At 47.1% G+C, this 18,062-nt stretch carries 10 protein-coding genes; 6 read left to right on the top strand and 4 right to left on the bottom strand.

Annotated elements, in window-relative coordinates; genetic code table 11:
* The first annotated feature begins 198 nt into the window (after window positions 1-198).
* The 3 genes from ACLGGO_RS02685 (at window position 199) to ACLGGO_RS02675 (ending at window position 5,601) form a co-directional block, all read left to right on the top strand.
* Window positions 199-1,497, top strand: a complete 1,299-nt coding sequence (locus tag ACLGGO_RS02685; protein ID WP_446418183.1) for an RNA-guided endonuclease InsQ/TnpB family protein — start codon at window positions 199-201, stop codon at window positions 1,495-1,497.
* A gap of 379 nt (window positions 1,498-1,876) precedes the next feature.
* Window positions 1,877-3,685 carry an iron uptake porin gene (locus tag ACLGGO_RS02680; protein WP_446418182.1) on the top strand — a complete coding sequence of 603 codons (1,809 nt, stop codon included), beginning with the start codon at window positions 1,877-1,879 and terminating at the stop codon, window positions 3,683-3,685.
* Window positions 3,686-3,870: 185 nt separating this feature from the next.
* Window positions 3,871-5,601 (top strand): iron uptake porin, encoded by a 1,731-nt coding sequence (locus ACLGGO_RS02675; protein WP_446418181.1) that lies wholly within the window; start codon window positions 3,871-3,873, stop codon window positions 5,599-5,601.
* A 38-nt stretch (window positions 5,602-5,639) separates the two neighbouring features.
* Here ACLGGO_RS02675 and ACLGGO_RS02670 read toward each other — a convergent pair whose 3' ends face one another.
* Complete coding sequence (locus tag ACLGGO_RS02670; RefSeq protein WP_446418180.1) at window positions 5,640-7,973, bottom strand: IMS domain-containing protein; 2,334 nt, start codon at window positions 7,971-7,973, stop codon at window positions 5,640-5,642.
* Between the two features lie 242 nt (window positions 7,974-8,215).
* Between ACLGGO_RS02670 and pdhA the strand changes: the two genes are divergently transcribed.
* Entirely contained in the window at window positions 8,216-9,247 is a 1,032-nt protein-coding gene (gene pdhA / locus ACLGGO_RS02665; RefSeq protein ID WP_446334488.1) for a pyruvate dehydrogenase (acetyl-transferring) E1 component subunit alpha, read from the top strand.
* A gap of 155 nt (window positions 9,248-9,402) precedes the next feature.
* Here the strand turns inward: pdhA and ACLGGO_RS02660 are convergent, their stop codons facing one another.
* Window positions 9,403-9,786, bottom strand: a complete 384-nt coding sequence (locus tag ACLGGO_RS02660; RefSeq protein WP_446334487.1) for a DUF1815 family protein — start codon at window positions 9,784-9,786, stop codon at window positions 9,403-9,405.
* 337 nt (window positions 9,787-10,123) lie between these two features.
* Window positions 10,124-10,336 (bottom strand): DUF2839 domain-containing protein, encoded by a 213-nt coding sequence (locus tag ACLGGO_RS02655; RefSeq protein ID WP_446334486.1) that lies wholly within the window; start codon window positions 10,334-10,336, stop codon window positions 10,124-10,126.
* Window positions 10,337-11,147: 811 nt separating this feature from the next.
* Between ACLGGO_RS02655 and ACLGGO_RS02650 the strand changes: the two genes are divergently transcribed.
* Window positions 11,148-13,133: an iron uptake porin gene (locus tag ACLGGO_RS02650; RefSeq protein WP_446418179.1), complete on the top strand. Its 1,986-nt coding sequence runs from the start codon at window positions 11,148-11,150 to the stop codon at window positions 13,131-13,133.
* Between the two features lie 489 nt (window positions 13,134-13,622).
* A complete protein-coding gene (locus ACLGGO_RS02645; RefSeq protein ID WP_446418178.1) occupies window positions 13,623-15,977 on the top strand; it encodes a hypothetical protein in 2,355 nt (784 codons plus the stop codon).
* A 327-nt stretch (window positions 15,978-16,304) separates the two neighbouring features.
* Here ACLGGO_RS02645 and gndA read toward each other — a convergent pair whose 3' ends face one another.
* Window positions 16,305-17,720 (bottom strand): NADP-dependent phosphogluconate dehydrogenase, encoded by a 1,416-nt coding sequence (gndA, locus tag ACLGGO_RS02640; protein ID WP_446418177.1) that lies wholly within the window; start codon window positions 17,718-17,720, stop codon window positions 16,305-16,307.
* Between the last annotated feature and the right edge of the window lie 342 nt (window positions 17,721-18,062).

The following is an 18,062-nucleotide window of genomic DNA, read 5'->3' as shown; positions in this document are numbered from 1 at the left end:
AACGGAACAACAAAACCCGCCCTTGTTCATCGTTATAAGGAGCAGATTAACCCAAAGATTACCGAAAAGCGATGGTGAAAGCCCCCGTCTTTTCAAGCGGGGGATGAAACGAGCGGCGTCGTGCAGATAGCGGGATAAATCCTGCACGAATTCTCTAACCAGTGATATAATATATCTCTAAACAAGGAGGTGATAAGCTTGTACGGATGTCAGCAAGTACTGTTAACTCCAGATGACGAGTTAGCGGCAGTCTTGGAATACATCTGTTCCGAGGCAAATAAGCTAACAAATTGCGGAACTTATTACGCCAGGCAGATCTGGTTTAAATGTCGCCAAATAATCGGCAAGTATGACCTGGAAAAAGAGTACAAAAGCAATAAGCACTTCCAAGCATTATATTCCCAGGTCGCTCAACAAACGCTGAGAGCAGTAGCCGAGTCATTTAAATCTTTTCAAGGATTAAACAAAGCATTTAACAAAGGGAAGATAACAGATAAACCCAGACCGCCCCGATACCAAAAGAAGGGCGGTCTGACTGTTGTCGCTTATCCTAGGCAAGCCCTCAGGTTCAAAAATGGCTTGATCCGTTTTCCTCTAGGAACACTGGTTAAAACCTGGTTCAAGCTTTCGGAGTTCTTTATTGCGATGCCGTCCAATCTGGACTTTAAAAACATCAAAGAACTAAGAATACTGCCTCGCAATGGCTGTTTTTATGCCGAGTTTGTCTACAGTATTCCTGGAATTCAAGCTGATGTTGATGCAAAGAAAGTCCTGGGAATCGACCCAGGACTAAACAACTGGCTAACCTGTGTCTCTAACGTAGGAACCAGCTTTATTGTTGATGGTCGTAAGCTCAAGAGCCTAAACCAGTTCTATAACAAGCGAGTAGCAACTCTAAAAAAAGGAAAAGCCCAAGGGTTCTGGAATGAAGAATTGGCATCCTTAACCGAAAAACGCAATCGTCAAATTAGAGACGCCGTGAATAAGGCAGCAAGAATTGTTGTCAATCACTGCTTAAATTGCCGGATTGGAACTATTGTTTTCGGGTGGAATCAAGGCAACAAGAATGGGATTGAGCTAGGCAAAAAGAATAATCAGGAATTTGTTCAAATTCCTACCACTCGTCTTAAAGAAAGAATCCGACAATTGTGCGAACAATATGGAATTCAGTTTATAGAAACTGAAGAAAGCTATACATCGAAGGCTAGTTTTCTGGACAAGGATTTTCTACCTGTATTCGGCTCAGTCCCGGAAGGGTGGAAACCAAGTGGGAAAAGAGTTCATCGTGGAATGTATCGCACAAAAAATGGAGAATTTATCAACGCCGATGCTAATGGTGCTGCTAACATTCTCCGCAAAGTAGAGATACAGCTAGGTCTTGCTCTAGCCAAGGTCAGTAGGGCGTTTTTGACTGCGCCATCCAGAGTCTTCCTCTGGAACTCTAAAAAGATAAAACGACGGGACGCGGCTTCAGCCCGTCCCAAAGTATCTGCTTAGAATCCCCCGCGTTTTAACCGGGGGAGAAGTCAATCTCGCCCTTTCTTTTTCTCCCTGCTCAAGACAATCAAGCTGCTATCAGACTTGGTATCAAAACCTCCCTCATATCAGGACTTACGCAGCAACTCTATCCATCAGTAGGGGACTCTTCATGAAGAGTTCTCTACAAGTAGTGAGTTAGATAAATAATTCTAATATTTTATAGGTATCCAGCCAAGTGTTTTTGGTTTATAATTTATATTTTATAGCTCTCGAAAATGGTAAAAGTTAATTAGTAAATTTAGTGATAGGTTGGAGTAAAAGCCAAAAGGCTATTGCTCATTCAGCGCAATTGCTTTACAGTTTTGGATTGAATTAGGTGTGAGGATTGTGAATGATTATGTCTAACCTCTTCTGGAAAGCGTTAAAGGCAAGCCCAGTCCTGCTGGTTGCCTCTTTATTCGTTGCTAGCGGTACATCAGCGGCTGAGTCAAATTCCCATCTGACGACTGCAGGTCTGTCTAAAGCTACCATGAATTTGGACGCTGAACTGACAGCTTCCATCAGTCCCACGTTGAATGATGATGAAACGCTGTCTGAACCTATAAGAGCAACGGATACGCCTCAACCCGCCGTAACCGTTAGTCCCACCTTTGAACTGGCAGATAGTACCTTCCCTGGACCCGTTCCGGCGGCTGGAGATACCTCAGTTAACTCGAATCAAGAAATTTTGCAGCAAATCCAGCGCTATGGCAACGAAGGGAATGAGTCTCTTGACCAAGTAACCAGCGTGGGTCAGTTGCGAGATGTTTCGCCAGGGGATTGGGCGTATGAAGCGCTGCGTAGTTTAGTAGAACGCTACGGTTGTATTGCAGGGTATCCAGATGGCACCTATCGGGGCAATCGCGCCTTGACTCGTTACGAGTTTGCCGCTGGTTTGAATAGCTGTTTACAGCAAATTGAGCGGTTACTAATTGATGATGGTCCTGATGGTCGTGATTTAGAAACCCTGCGGCGGTTAATTCAGGAGTTTGAAGCGGAATTGGCAACCCTAGGTGCGCGGGTGGATAACCTGGAAGGGCGCGTGGCGTTCTTAGAGGACAACCAGTTCTCGACGACGACAAAGTTGAGAGGGGAAGTCATCTTTGCCCTGGCTGATACCTTCGGCGATAGTATTGGTGGTGGTGATGATGATACCAATGTCATCTTAGGCGATCGGGTACGTCTGAACTTTGAAACCAGCTTTACGGGAAGAGACAGACTGAGAACTCGTTTAGAAGCAGCAAATATCGCGTCATTTAACACAGGTTTAACGGGGACAAACATGACCCGTTTGGCGTTTGATGGTGATAACGATAACGACGTTGAAATCGATGAGCTGTGGTATCGCTTCCCCATCGGTGAAAAATTCCTAGTTCAAATTGACGCCACCGGAGCTGAGTACCAAGATACCATTATCAATGTAGTCAATCCTTATTTTGACAGCAGTGGCAGTGGTTCTATCTCCCGCTTTGGGCGCTTCAACCCGATCTACCGAGTTGAATCTGGTGGTCCAGGAATAACCGCAACGTTTAACGTAAGCGATGCCTTATCGATCTCAGCCAGTTACGTTGTTGATGGAGGCGGCAGTGATCCTTCTGAGAAGAATGGTCTGTTTAATGGCAATTATGCTGCCCTTGGTCAGATAGTCTTCAATCCGACTGAGAATATCTCGTTAGCCGCAACCTATATAAATTCCTTCTACAATGGCGATGAGGTAAACATTACAGGAAGTACGGGTAGTGGTTTTGCCTCTGATCCATTTGAGGGTCTGGCTACCTCAGTCGATTCCTACGGACTACAAGCGAATGTAACATTTGGCAGGTTTTCTGTTGGTGGTTGGGCCGGTTATCAAGAGGCTGAAGCAGAAGCCACTGAAGGATTTGATGCCGATATTTGGAACTGGGCGGTTAACTTGGCTTTGCTAGACTTAGGCGGTGAGGGGAACAAGCTGGGTGTCTTATTCGGTATGCCACCTAAGGTGACCAATAACGATCTTAGTGGTCGTGAAAACAACGGCACCTCCTATCACCTCGAAGCCTTCTATCGCTATGAACTGACGGACAATATTGCCATCACTCCTGGCGCCTTTGTCATTTTCAACCCAGAACATAACGATGACAATAATGAGATTTGGGTAGGCACTATCCGCACGACTTTTACCTTCTAAGCAGGTTTCAACTGTCGTTGATTAGTTGCATGATTTAGCCTTGGGGTACAGCAATGCTGTACCCTGATTAATTTTCACGTTGATTAATACAATTAATTTTCAATCGTTGTCCTAATCGTGTATAGTCTAACCGCGAACACTATTGCAGATTATCTAAGGTAATTCGGTGTAAGGAGAGAAATTCGATGAAATCACCTTTAGTCTGGAAAACGCTGAAAATCAGTCCCGCCCTACTCGGACTATCTTTGTTTGTCACTAGCAACGCTTATGCGGCGGTTCCGAACCAAACAGCCACTAACGAATCAACCGTTAAACTCAATAACCCGTTATCTGAAATGTCAGTAGAGATTGATTCTCTACAAATCGCTTCCGATGTCAGCCCTGGCTTGAGTCCGACTAACACGACGGCTGATCCTAATCGTGAACTATTAGAACAAATCCAACGCTACAGTGGTGAAAATAACACCGAATCCCTTGACCAAGTAACTAGCGTGGGTCAACTGCGAGACGTTTCTCCAGGGGATTGGGCTTATGAAGCACTGCGTAGCTTAGTGGAGCGCTATGGTTGTATTGCTGGGTATCCAGATGGCACCTATCGGGGTAATCGCGCCTTAACCCGTTATGAATTTGCCGCTGGCTTGAATTCCTGTTTACAGCAAATTGAGCGGTTAATGGTTGGGGATACTCCTGATGGTACAGAATTAGAAACCCTGCGGCGGTTAATTCAGGAATTTGAAGCCGAATTGGCAACCCTAGGCGCACGAGTTGATAATCTAGAAGGGCGCGTGGCGTTCTTGGAAGACAATCAATTCTCTACCACCACCAAGCTGAGAGGGGAAGTTATTTTCAACTTGGGTAGCGCATTTGGTGATGAAAAGGCTGATAATAGCGGCGAAGATATTGAAGACAATATCACCTTAAGTCACCGGACTCGTTTAAACTTTGACACCAGTTTCACGGGAGAAGACCGCTTGAGAGTTCGTTTACAAGCGGGAAATACCCCTGAGTTTGATGAAGCGACTGGCACAGAAATGGCTCGCTTGGGGTTTGAAGCGGCTTCAAATAATGATGTTGAAGTTAATGATTTATACTACCGCTTTCCATTAGGCGATAATATCCGGCTTTTAGTGGGTGCTAATGGCTTTGATTTCAATGACATCGCAGAAATCCACAACCCTATTCTCGAAAGTAGTGGTACGGGTGCTTTAAATCGGTTCAATCGCCGCAATCCTTTTGTATTCCGCAATAACGCTGAGCAAGGTGTGGGTGCTAATATTCAGTTTAGTGATTTCCTGAGTTTAGATCTCGCTTATTTGACGGGTGAAAGTAACAGTCCGGCAGATAAGGATGGGCTTTTTGATGGAGACTTCACCGCCATTTCTCAATTGAATCTGGCGCTGGGAGAAAAATTAGATTTAGGGTTTGCTTTTGGCTATTCCTACTATCCCGGTGAAGATGTCAACCTTTCCGGTAGCACAGGTAGTCCACGGGCAAAAGAACCATTCGGCGAAATCGCTACTTCAGCTTTACGCTTTGGTATCCAAGGAAGTTGGCGACTTACACCGACGATTAATCTCGCCGGTTGGGGCGGTTATATTGATGCGGAAGCTGAAGCGGGTGCTAGAGAAGGGGATAATGCTGATTTATGGACTTGGGTGGCAAACGTGTCGTTTCTGGACTTAGGTAAAGAGGGTGCAGCACTTTCGATTATGGGAGGAATGCCACCTAAACTGACTAATGTTGATGGTGGTGATGAAGATGAAGATACATCTTTCTTAATTGAGGCGCAGTATCAATATCCAATTACGGATAATATCCTGATTACACCAGGAGCTTATGTGATTTTAAATCCCAATCATGATGATGGAAATGATAATATTTGGGTAGGCACAATCCGCACAACCTTTAGTTTCTAATCGTAGGTGTAGAGACGTTGCATGCAACGTCTCTACACCTACCTTACCGCCATATCTTTAATAAACCATTGACCGTCCTGACGCACCAACTCATACTGAACCTGCAAATTTTCATTGTATGAGAGTCCCTGAGTAATCTCACCGTCTTGATAGAAGCGGGCTTCTTCTTTGACTGCCGCTTCTACCTTGGCTTGGTCAGAATTAGCCGGATTCGTTTGCACGGATGTTACTTTAACCTGGTGATTGTACTGAGCATAAATATTCCGTTGCTGATTGGTTTGCGCCCGTCGCCGCCAAACAGATAAAACCGGCGTGGAAAGAATTTGATCTAATCGATCAATTTGATAATCGGGTCCAAATGCTTGAGATTTAGTCGAAAGCCAGGTTTGAATTACTTGCTGTGCTGTATCTTGGGTCAAGGGACCTCCTGGTGCCATCAACTGGCTACCGGGTTCGGGGATAGGAATAGGAGGTTGGGCAAGTTCTACCATGGGCTGTTCGCCTTCTAAGGCTGGCGCTGAGAAACCTTGGCGGATGTTTTGGATCAAAGCGATTACCAACCACCCTAATAATCCCACACCCACTAATCCGGCAATAACCAGCAAAATAGAGCGTCGGTTTTTTTGAGTCGCCTTGCGGCGCTCAGGTAATTGTTGCAGGCGTCCTGGAGGGGATTGATCCAGATGTCCTTCAGCAGACGGAGTGGATATCCCAGACCCAGGACGCACTCGAGTGGCTTCTGCTTCTGAGCGGACTTTGGATGGACGCCCTGAAGGGGGTGACTTGAGCGCCGCGTTTGCTGATGAATCCCCAGAAGCATTGATGGCTTGAGTCGCCGATTCCCCAACCCGACTTGTTGGGGAAGCAACCCGTGGGCTTGTGGGTAACGTCGAGACACCCGATACCGAGGTGCGGCTCCCTGTTCCAAAACTCCCGGTTTTAGATGCCATATCCTGCTCTAGGGTGCTGTATGAGCCAACGATTGCCGGTTCGCGATCGCGCGAATGACCGTTACTCCGACCTGCGGATGCTGCTGTGGTGTAGGCTTTTTTCTGAGCCGTCACTGACCATTCATTATTAGCAGTTGGCGTCGATTCCGGTAGCTGCTCTAAATAGGCTTGTACCTGCTCATCGGCAAAATAATCTTTCAACGAGGCTGTTTGTTCTGCCAAGTCTCGGAAATGGGGAAATACGGAATTTTGCAGCCATCGTTCTCCATACAGGCATAATCCTGGTAACAAATCAGGAGCGCCTTGAGACTGTTCCCGAATAAATGCTAGAGGTTCGTATTCATGACTTAGTTCTAAAGCGTGACTGGCTTCTTCCGTTTGACCCAGTAGCAGCGCACAAACGGCTTGTTCGAGATGCACATCCTGACGCCGACCCAAACGCATGAGCATTTGTTTAGCCCGGGCGATTAAAGCCGGTTGGCGCTGGGCAAATCCCCGGGCAATCAAAGCATAAACCGCCAGATAGGTGGCGACGGCTGAAGGGCGGCGGGCTTCTGCCTCAAATAGGGTTTGCTGCTGAGCCGCCGTTAGATACCCTCGTAACTGCTGAATAAAGCGCAAAAAGTCATCAATACTCAGTCCCGACTGGTCATCCCCACTGCCGTCAATTCCTTGCCGCTCCTGAAGCATATCTTGCAACAGTTGTAAACCCTTACGCCGTTCGGCAATATTTTCATCGGGCAATGCCAATAATTCCAGAATCCGGTAAGGACGCAGCTTGTAGAGATCGGCTTGAATTTCGCCTCGCACTGTGGGAAATAATCCTTCACTCAGAAGTAATTCTTGACCTGTTTCTAGAGACAAGGCAGCATTTTCGTACCGACCTTGCTGCCATTGTTCCCGACCCAGTTCCAAACAAGCTAACGCCAAAGTCAGGATAATATCAGGTCGCACCAGTTGCGGGTCTCCTAAGTGACCTTTGTCCAAACTGATGCTGTCACGACTTTGCAAATAGGGATGTCCTAACTGTAAGACGAGTTCATATTCCCCAAGTTCTTGCAGAATCAGCAAAGCGCCAACAAATTGTTCCTTGGTTATATCTAGACTGGGATTATTGGGATCAATCCTATCCGTGGCTGTTGTTTGAGCCCCAGAGACGATTGATTCTCGGTCTACAGAGGGGCTAGGTTCGGGGTTGTAGGTTTTCTCCAGAAAGCTGGCATCATAAGTTGAGCGCTGTTCCGGGTCAGACAGAACCCCATACGCCTCATCCAGCAACTCTTTGCGAGATGCGATCGCCACTTCCGAATATTCCCGACGCGGAAGTTGGAGAGTGCGATCGCGATAGGCTACTTGAAGCTGTTCCGATGTCGCCTGGATCGGCATTCCTAATATTCGGTAGTAATCGAGCGGAATTCGCACGTTTCACTTCCCCAGCGCTGCAACAACTGAATTCATCCTAATTTTGCGACGGATACCCCATCGTCTGACGTTGGGGAGAAAGCCGCATCCCTAATGGTTTGGTCGTTGAAGTATAGTAACCTATAGTATCCCCAACATAGTAGTCATTCTAGCAATACTCGCTCATCCTAACTGAAAAATAGTTTTGAGTTTTGAGAACAAAATACCAGTATAGTAATTGCTGCAAGGATACTCGATTCGCCATGGTTCAGGAACGGACGTTACCTCAGTTTCAAGTTCAAGACGGTCAAATTACCAGAGACGAAGGATTACTGCTTTACGAAGATATGGTTTTGGGGCGCTTGTTTGAGGACAAGTGCGCTGAAATGTATTACCGGGGCAAAATGTTTGGCTTTGTTCACCTCTACAACGGTCAAGAAGCTATTTCCACGGGGGTGATTCGGGCAATGCGCCAGGGTTATGATTATGTATGTAGCACCTATCGCGATCATGTCCATGCTCTGAGCGCAGGCGTGCCAGCACGGGAGGTGATGGCAGAGTTATTTGGCAAAGCCACTGGATGCTCAAAAGGACGTGGGGGTTCGATGCATCTGTTCTCACAACCCCATCATCTCCTCGGCGGTTTTGCCTTTGTTGCAGAGGGGATTCCCGTTGCCACAGGAGCAGCATTTACGGCAAAATATCATCGTGACGCCTTGGGTGATCCCAATGCCGATCAGGTTACGGCTTGCTTTTTTGGCGATGGCGCCTGCAATAACGGTCAGTTTTTTGAATGCTTGAACATGGCAGCCTTATGGAAATTGCCGATTATTTATGTTGTAGAAAATAACAAATGGGCAATTGGCATGGCACATGAACGGGCAACGTCCCAGCCGGAAATTTACAAGAAAGCCAGTGTTTTTGGGATGCCAGGAATTGAAGTCGATGGGATGGATGTCCTTGCGGTGCACTCTGTAGCCCAAGAAGCCGTTGCTCGTGCCCGTGCAGGTGAAGGTCCTACCTTAATTGAAGCCCTCACCTATCGCTTCCGAGGTCACTCCCTAGCCGATCCCGATGAACTTCGCACATCAGAAGAAAAGGAATTTTGGCTGACTCGCGATCCGATTAAAAAGCTAGCCGCTTACCTGAAGGAGCAAAATCTTGCCGACGCTGAAGAACTCAAGGCGATCGACCATCGTATTCAAGAGGTTCTCAATGATGCGGTACAGTTTGCTCAAACCAGTCCAGAACCCGACAAGAGTGAGTTGTATCGTTATATTTTTGCCGAAGATTGAGGTATAAGTAATGAGCCGTTGTTAACGATTAATCGGTAAACGTCAGAGGCAAGAGGGCATTAAATTTTTTACCATCTCATTTAACCCCTCGCCTCGCGTTACCTGGAGTCTTGCCTTGAGACAAGGAAACGGTGATGTTCCAAACAATCAGACTCTCAACCAATCACTTCCATCGATTCGCGAAAAGAGGTAATTGGCGATCGCGCTGAAGTACCACGAAGCTCAGAAGACGGTTGAATTTGGTACTTGACCAGATTCGCTAAGTCCTGAAGTTGGCTAATCGCTTCAGCCCCTTCTAGCTTCATCAGTTCGCGATCGTCGCGCATCTCCGTCCAAGTGATCCCGTAATCGGAGACCAAAAAACGAATCAGGTGACTATCGCCCAGACTGACCATAAATGAGGCACTATTCATTTGATTGCCGCAGGTGTAGCAAGATGCCAAATAGCCTCTGTTTTCTAGCACGATCGCCAAAGCCTGAAGATTCATAACTAAATCTCGGACAAATTGGCGATGTTGCTCTGCAAGTCTTATGAACACGTTAATCCTCCAAACACCTTTCCTAGAATATTAGATTTTATACTTTCTTAAGGATTTAAGACTCTGTTTTGGGAGGGGTCAGTGCAAAACATGAACAAATCCTGAGTTGTGCAGATTCCTCAAATTGACTAACAGGGTTAGGACTTGAGTGATTCTAGCTTGACGAGCTGGCTCCATGATTCTAGCCCACTTCAGAAGAGTTGCTATCTAGATAGCTCAAGTCATTGGGGACAATCCTCAAGTTATCCGATACAAATTCCTAATCAGTTGTATCAGCAGCAACAATGGCGGTACTCAATCTGATACTATTGCCGCCTAGTCCATCGGTGGGAATTGGCTAATCGATTTGCCACCAACCAAATGTCGGTCCCACAAAGCGCACGGTTAGCCACCAGACTACGAGAAGGCCGATGCCAATCCAAGCGCCCTTAGTCGTCAGTTTGACGAACTTCTCACCCTGACTTTTAGTAATCGGGAGCCAGGGGAAGAGTCTCGCCTCTTGACCGTACTTGTCTCCAAGTGCAGTTTTACGACGTTTTGCTTCACCCATTCCTTGCATTCCTCAACTAAACCGCATCTACGTTGAAACCCGTAGTTTTTCTCGACGAGAATCTCCAGTTTTCAACTTAGACGGGGTATAAATGAATTCGATCTTAGCGCTATTCCTGAGATTTGGTTGGCATTTGTTTACGAAATGACAAGTAATTCTGACAATTACCCCCGGATCGGGGATCGTTAGATTAGAAATCCTGAGCCAATCCGGAACTCAACCGTCATTAAGTTAATAATTATTTTTCATCAATAGTCGATCGGGAAACCTCCGAGAAACCCTGTGATTCCCCCGTGATTCAAGGCTGGAAGGTACAAGAGTGCCAGTGGAGGGGTTCGATACCCCGCAGACTGACATAAGTAGTTGGTGGAAATAAACCCAACTTTATTAAGTTGTGTAAATAGTCCTCAAACCCTGACAATAAGACGTAGCTTGCTTCTCGCTCCCTTGAGTATGGCGATCCCCGCCGCCTGACTTTAATTTTTCCCACTTAATTATTTACAAAAAGACTGATAAGTTCTGAACTTCGTTAAGTTTTATTAACGGGAAAGAATCCAGCCCAACAGAGATCGAATGCCAATCAAGCTGAGAAATTAGAACTGACGCAGCGACTTTAACGCGAGTCGGGGTACGACATGTCGTACCCCGACAGATACCAATAATCACTGATTTCCTGTTCCCTGTTTCCTGATCCCTTTCTCCAAAAGGAAAACTTAGCTTTGATCAAGGAATAAAGAGCTAATTGACAGTTGTCTCTTATTTCTAGCTAAAATCGAGGGCGAGTGTGGTTTTTGTGAGGAGTAATAAAACCATGACGACTTATAGACGTTTGGCAAAAACAGCGTCATCAGCTTTGATATTTGCTACTGTGGGTTGCTGGGTAACCAGCTTTTGTGCCGCGCAAGCAACGCCTGTTGAATCGTCAGATCAGCAGCAGACCGATTTGGCTCGGCTGACGGAAACCTCAGGAGTAGACCCAGGACTATCTCCGTCAACTGAAACGGAACTAGCAACTTCTCCGGTTGAGATAGTCTCCCCAACAACTGAAACAGACATCACCACTGAACTCGCCGTATCCGCCGCCAGTGAAGTAGGGATGATTACGCCAAGGAATTCCCTGATTGAATCCGAGGAAGCCTTTGAGGACATCAAAGTTCAAGACTTAGCCCAAGCCTTACCCGAAGTGGAAGAGGCGAGTGATCCCACTGTTCCTGATACCCTATTCGTTGATCCCCTAGAGGCTGTCGAGGAATCTGACCCGATGGGTCAAGTGACTAGCGTGTCTCAGTTAAGAGATGTTTCTCCCGGAGACTGGGCGTATGAAGCACTGCGGAGTCTGGTGGAACGGTATGGTTGTATTGCCGGATATCCAGATGGCACGTTTCGGGGGAATCGGGCGATGACCCGGTATGAATTTGCCGCTGGGTTGAATGCTTGTTTACAGCAAATTGAGCGGTTGATTGCGGGTCGTTCCGAGTTTCCCACCGGGGATTTAGAGGCGTTGCGACGGTTGGTGCTAGAGTTTGAGGCAGAAATCGCGACCCTAGGGGCACGGGTGGATAACCTAGAAGGTCGAACTGCCCTTTTAGAGGATAATCAGTTCTCGACGACGACTAAAATCTTTGGACAAGCCATTCTCGGGGTGCAAGGGCGTAGTGGTGATGAGTTTGTACTCGCGGGCAATGACATTTCCGATGATGACACCAATGTCAATGTGATTAACAATGTCCAATTGAGTCTGTTCACCCAATTGAGTCCCCGTAGTCTTTTACTCACCAGCTTCCAAGCTGGGAATGGTAGCACCACCAGTGCCGCAACTAGAGATCCCTTGGGTAACTTTGTTGGTCTGGGATATGAAGGAGACAACGATAACGATTTACAACTGACTGACCTCAACTATCGTCAACTCTTTGGCAGTAGTTTTGCCTTAATCGTTGGACCAGAAGGGGTTAACCCGGTCAACGTCTTCCGAGGCGTTAACCGCATTGAAAGTGCAGGTTCGGGTCCCCTCTCTCGCTTCGCCCAGCGCAACCCGATCATTAATATCGGCAATGGCAGCGGTGGTATTGGCTTTGACTGGCAAATTGCGACTCGTCTGAGTTTACAAGGGGTTTACTCGTCCAGTCTTTCAGCAGACCCGGAGAATGGGGGGATTTTTGGTGGAGATCAAACGACAACTACGGCTGGGACACAGTTAGTTGTCTCACCCTTAGATACCCTGGATATATCCCTTCAGTACATCAATTCCTATTCACCCAATGGTTTTTTAGGTACTGGCGTTGGGGATGATCGGGTTGCTTTACAGCAAGTGAATAATGGATTCTTGCGGGCACCGATTAATACCAACGCCTTTGGTGCTGGGTTGGAATGGCGTGTCATTCCCAAACTTACTGTTGGCGGTTGGGCAGGTTTTACTGATTCGGGCTATGAAGACGGTTCAGGAGACGTGCAGACATTTAACTGGATGGCGTTCCTGAATTTCCCTGACTTATTTGGTGAAGGGAATTTAGGGGGTATTTATGTCGGTCAGCCGCCAAAAATCACGGATAGTGATATTACCGACGATAATGGTTTAGCCAGGAACGTTCCGGGTTTCTTCACCACCGATGGCATCCCCAATGCATTTGATGAGGGAGGTCAACCGGATACGACAACTCACTTGGAAGTTTTCTATCGTTGGCAAGTGGCAGACAATATCAGCATCACGCCTGGAGTGATTGTGATATTCAATCCCCTGCATAACGATGACAATGACACGATTACCATAGGAGCAATTCGTACAACCTTTACGTTCTAAGCCGAAATCTAAGGTTGGGGCAGTCGCTGGATTACTGTTAATGGGATAGGGTGCATCCCAATCTTGCTACTGTTACCAGTTCGTGTGAGCATCTTGCTCCTTTGCACTTCAAGGAAAATGCTCACACTCATGACGTTTTCAGTGAATTCAAAATGCTCACACTTAAATACTTCCCAACAGCGCTAAAATTCCGTTTCTGAAGTTTTTATGAAGTTCTTGTAAAGTTGCTTTTTTGACGGAACCCCCCGGATCAAGGGGCGTCTTGAACTTCAGACAGGCTAACCAAATGATCAAGACTCTGCATCCTCTTAGGCTGCGGACATCAGTGAAAAGCCAGTCTTGGGGTACTTTATCCCCTCTTCTGGATCAATACTTCGCGATCTGACTATGCTCAGGATTAAATCATAACTAGCCAACTGTTGGGTTAGGTCTCGGAGTCAACCACATATCTCGGTTCCTTTCGTTCATTTACAGATGGAGTCTAACAAGATGATTCTCAAATCACTACGCTACATGGTTGGTTTAGGGATAGTTGGCGGTTTATCGGTAGTTATCGCACCAGGGGCTGACGCTCAAACCGCGACAACGACGAGCCAAAGCACAACTAACGGTATTGAAGTGACAGGCGGTTCAATTGGGGGTCAAGCTGCCTTTTTTGTTCCAGGGATGAACGCAGGGGGGAATGTCACCCTGTTTGATGTGGGGATTCAGGAACTAAGCATCGAAAGCACCAATGGAAATACCACAACCGCCCGCTTTGAACCCAGCGCTGCTAGTTTTGACGATGTTAATACAAGTGGTACGCCAGACGCTGGAGACACAGGCGTCCTCCAAGGTAAACTGACAGGGATAGCCTATACACGACAAGGTATTATCGTTCCCTATAATAGGGTTGATACAGTCCTCAACTTTGAGCTGAGTTCCTTTGACCAAACCTTCTCAGATTTGTCAGGAACTCTGGTGAGTCCTGCGGTCATGGGTGATGCACCACTGGTTTTCTTGCCAAATGTAGAGGCGACGTTATCTCAGCAGTCTCAGTCTGAGTTTGAAGCAACCTTCGGTGATTTACAAGTTGGTGACTTTGAGGCTGACTTAAATAGTGGGCTGATTAATCTGCCTGCTAGCTATATTTTGGGCAATTCTAGTAACGTGATGGTTTCTGAAGTCTCGCTGCTAGAAAAACTCAAATTCAAGTTTGAAGGGGAAGACTTAGCTGCCGGAAGTTACACCTTAGCAGGTGTAGACAGCGATAGCCTTCGTTTTGTCGGCGAAGCCAACAAGAAATTTGAAATTGAAACCGAAGACGCTTCCGGTGGAAAGTTCAAATTTAAGGGAGAACTCGGTTTTGTTGATATCACTATTGATGATATCAATAAGATAAAGCAGGAAGGAATTATTGATACTAGCCTTGATTTAGACAAGTTCAAAATTGAGGGCAAAGATGAAGGGGCTGTGGCTGGCTACGCTTCTATCTTTGGTACAGACGGTGTAGCATTTAGCAGCTTTGGTGATAGCGACAAAGATAAAGTTAAGTTCACGTTTGAACAGGGTGAGAATAAACTAGAGGGAGAGAGTCGGGGTCGCTTTAATTTCTACGCCGTGGCTGGAGTGAGTGACTTTAATGTTGAGAATGACATTAAAGGTGGGTATACCTACTCTAATCCCAGCGATGATGACAATGTGAATTTGGTTTGCGGTGTTTGTGCGAGTTCCCCACTTTTATTCGATACAGATATCGTTTTCGGTGACACCACAATCAACTTGGTTGGAAGTGGCGGTAGCACAGTTATAAACTACACCCTTAGCGGTGGTGATACCGTGATTGTCAATGGCAGTGGTTCGGCAGGTACGAGGTTATCGGCAAGGGCAAGGGCAGGTGCTGGTGCTGGCGCAGGTGCTGGTGCTGGTGCTGGCGCAGGTGCTGGCGCAGGTGCTGGTGCTGGCGCAGGTGCAAGTGCGAACACGTTTAACACTAACTACGTAGCCTTCAACGGCGGAGCAAGTAGTACTCAGACCAACTACCAAATTTCTCAATCAGCTCGTTTCAACAGCAGCAGCCAGTATCAGTTCCGCTCGAAGGTAAAAGTTAAGTATCACGCGCGAGGTGGCGATCGATACTACTTGGTTACAACAGGTGGCGGTAGTGGTTTTGGTTCTGGTAGTGGCTCAGGTTCGGGCGTAGGTGCTGGTTCCGGTAGCGGCTCAGGTGCTGGTGCTGGTAGTGGCTCAGGTTCGGGCGTAGGTGCTGGTGCTGGTAGTGGCTCAGGTTCGGGCGTAGGTGCTGGTGCAGGCGCTGGTGCTGGTGCTGGTGCTGGTGCTGGTGCTGGTGCTGGTGCTGGTGCTGGTGCTGGTGCTGGTGCTGGTGCAGGCGCAGGTGCTGGTAGCGGCGCAGGTGCAGGTGCAGGTGCTGGATCGGGTTCCGGTAGCGGCTCAGTCGTTGCTGGCTATAAGTTAGTTGGTCCACAAAGTCGCTGTTTTCCAGGTTTAGTTGGTCTGCGACAACTTTCTCAAGATGAACTTGGTGATGTTGCAGATAATGCTGATCTTGAAGCTGACAATACTGCCGGTGTCAATAACAATGCAACTTTCCCGGCTGATGGTGACAACGATTTTGATGATACTGATACTGACATCAATGATGACTTAGAAGTTGACGATGACAACATGGGCGATGATGACGATGACGATGACGATGACGATGATCAAGGGCAGGGTAATATGAATCGCAACTTCAACCAAGGGATTGGCAATGGTCCAGAAGGTGGAGACCCTGGTAACTCTGCACCCCGTGGTGGTAGTAACGATGAAGGCGGACGGACACCTGGTCAGCCAGTCAATCGTTAAAGGCGGCTAAGGAATAAGTGCTTCTGAGATAGGTTTAGGGGTAGCGATACCCCTACCTATCTATGTCGTTTAATTGACATCCTCACCACGCCGTAGGGGTTTGGTAACCAAACCCCTACGGTCGTCGAATGGGGGTCAAAAAACACAGCCTTGGGTTTAAACCCAAGGAACCAAAAGCTCAAGTCGTCTAAAGACGACTACAAAAGAATTCCAGTCGGTTTCAACCGACTTGCACTATAAGCCAAGAACTTGAGTTCTTGGCGGCTGTCGGGGCTAACTAAAAATGGTGCAAACTATCAGTTTTAACCGACGCGACAGGGCATGTCTCTACGACTGCGCCCATTCGGTATGGAAAACCCCTTCCTTGTCGGTTCGCTGATATGTATGAGCGCCAAAGTAGTCGCGCTGTGCCTGGGTCAAGTTTTGCGGTAAGCGATCGCGCCGATAGCTGTCGAAGTAATCCAACGACGCACTAAAGGCTGGAACTGGGATTCCCAACTGATTAGAAACCACCAGCACGTCCCGCCATGCCTCTTGCCGATCCAGAATCGTTTGCTTAAACTCTGGCGCTAATAGTAAATTCGGCAGTTTTGGATTCTCATTGAAGGCGTTTTTAATCTTATCCAGGAATCCCGCCCGAATAATACAACCCCCTTTCCAAATCCGGGCAGTTTCTGCCAAGTTCAGGTTGTAATTAAACTCCTGTGATGCCTTACCCAACAATGCCATTCCTTGAGCATAGGAACACATTTTTGAGCAATAGAGAGCGTCACGGACTTTGTTGATAAACGCTTGGCTATCTCCATCATACTTACCCGTAGTACCTGTAAGCTCCTTCGCTGCCGCTACCCGTTCCTGTTTATAGGACGAAATTACCCGCGCATTCACCGCCGCGTACATGGTGGGAATCGGTACACCCAATTCTAGAGAACTGACCACCGTCCAGCGCCCGGTTCCCTTTTGTCCGGCAGAATCCAGAATCAAATCAACTAGAGGCTGATTCGTATCTGGGTCAATATACTTGAAGATATCCGCCGTAATTTCAATTAAAAAGGAATTTAGCTCATCCGTCGTATTCCATTCGGAAAACACCTGATGAAGCTGCTGGTGATCCAGTCCTAAGCCATTTTTGAGCAAGTCATAGGCTTCGGCAATGAGCTGCATATCGCCATACTCAATCCCGTTATGCACCATCTTCACATAATGACCTGCACCCCCAGGACCAATGTAGGTGACACAGGGACCATCATCCACCTGAGCGGCAATTTTGGTCAAAATGGGTTCTAACTCTTTATATGCCGTATCGGTGCCTCCTGGCATCAAGCTAGGACCATTGAGCGCTCCTTCTTCGCCACCACTGACCCCCATTCCGACAAAGCCGAGTCCTGTGGCTTCTAAGTCTTTGGTGCGGCGTTCGGTGTCTTGGTAGAGGGAGTTCCCGCCATCGATAATCATATCGCCCGATTCGAGCAGGGGTTTGAGTTGATCGATGACAATATCAACCGGTTTGCCTGCTTTGACCATCACCAGGATTTTGCGGGGACGTGCCAAGGTTTTGACAAAATCTTCCAGGGAATAGGCGGCGGTGACGTTTTTATCGGAGGCACGCTTTGCCATAAACTCTTCTGTTTTCGAGCTAGTCCGGTTGTACACCGCCACAGGAAACCCGCGACTTTCTACATTGAGCGCCAGGTTTTCTCCCATCACAGCTAAACCGATGACTCCGAAGCTTGGTTGTGTCATATATCTCTCGTCAGAATGTAATTGAACGTGTAATCGTGTTTATTTCCCCTACAGGGTAGCCTGCCCTGCGGCGGAATCTTGTAAAATTTGCATTATGAGTATGCCTCAACTAGAGTACATAAAACTTCAAAACTGGCAATCTCGCTAGAGATGGAAACAAGAATCGACTCCTTTTATTGACTGTCTGAGAACTGAGTTGACAAAAAAAGCGTTTTTGTGATTTAATAAACATTAATATCGGAGAAGGTGTGCGCCTATAAACTAAAGTTTGTGCCATTGACTGCTTTGTTGGGCGAAGAATCCCTAGCTGTATCCCTTCATCAGCAAAGGCAAATGAAATTA

The organism is Coleofasciculus sp. (assembly GCF_046565525.1).
Classification (GTDB): domain Bacteria; phylum Cyanobacteriota; class Cyanobacteriia; order Cyanobacteriales; family Coleofasciculaceae; genus Coleofasciculus.
This window is presented reverse-complemented; position numbering and strand designations above follow the sequence as displayed.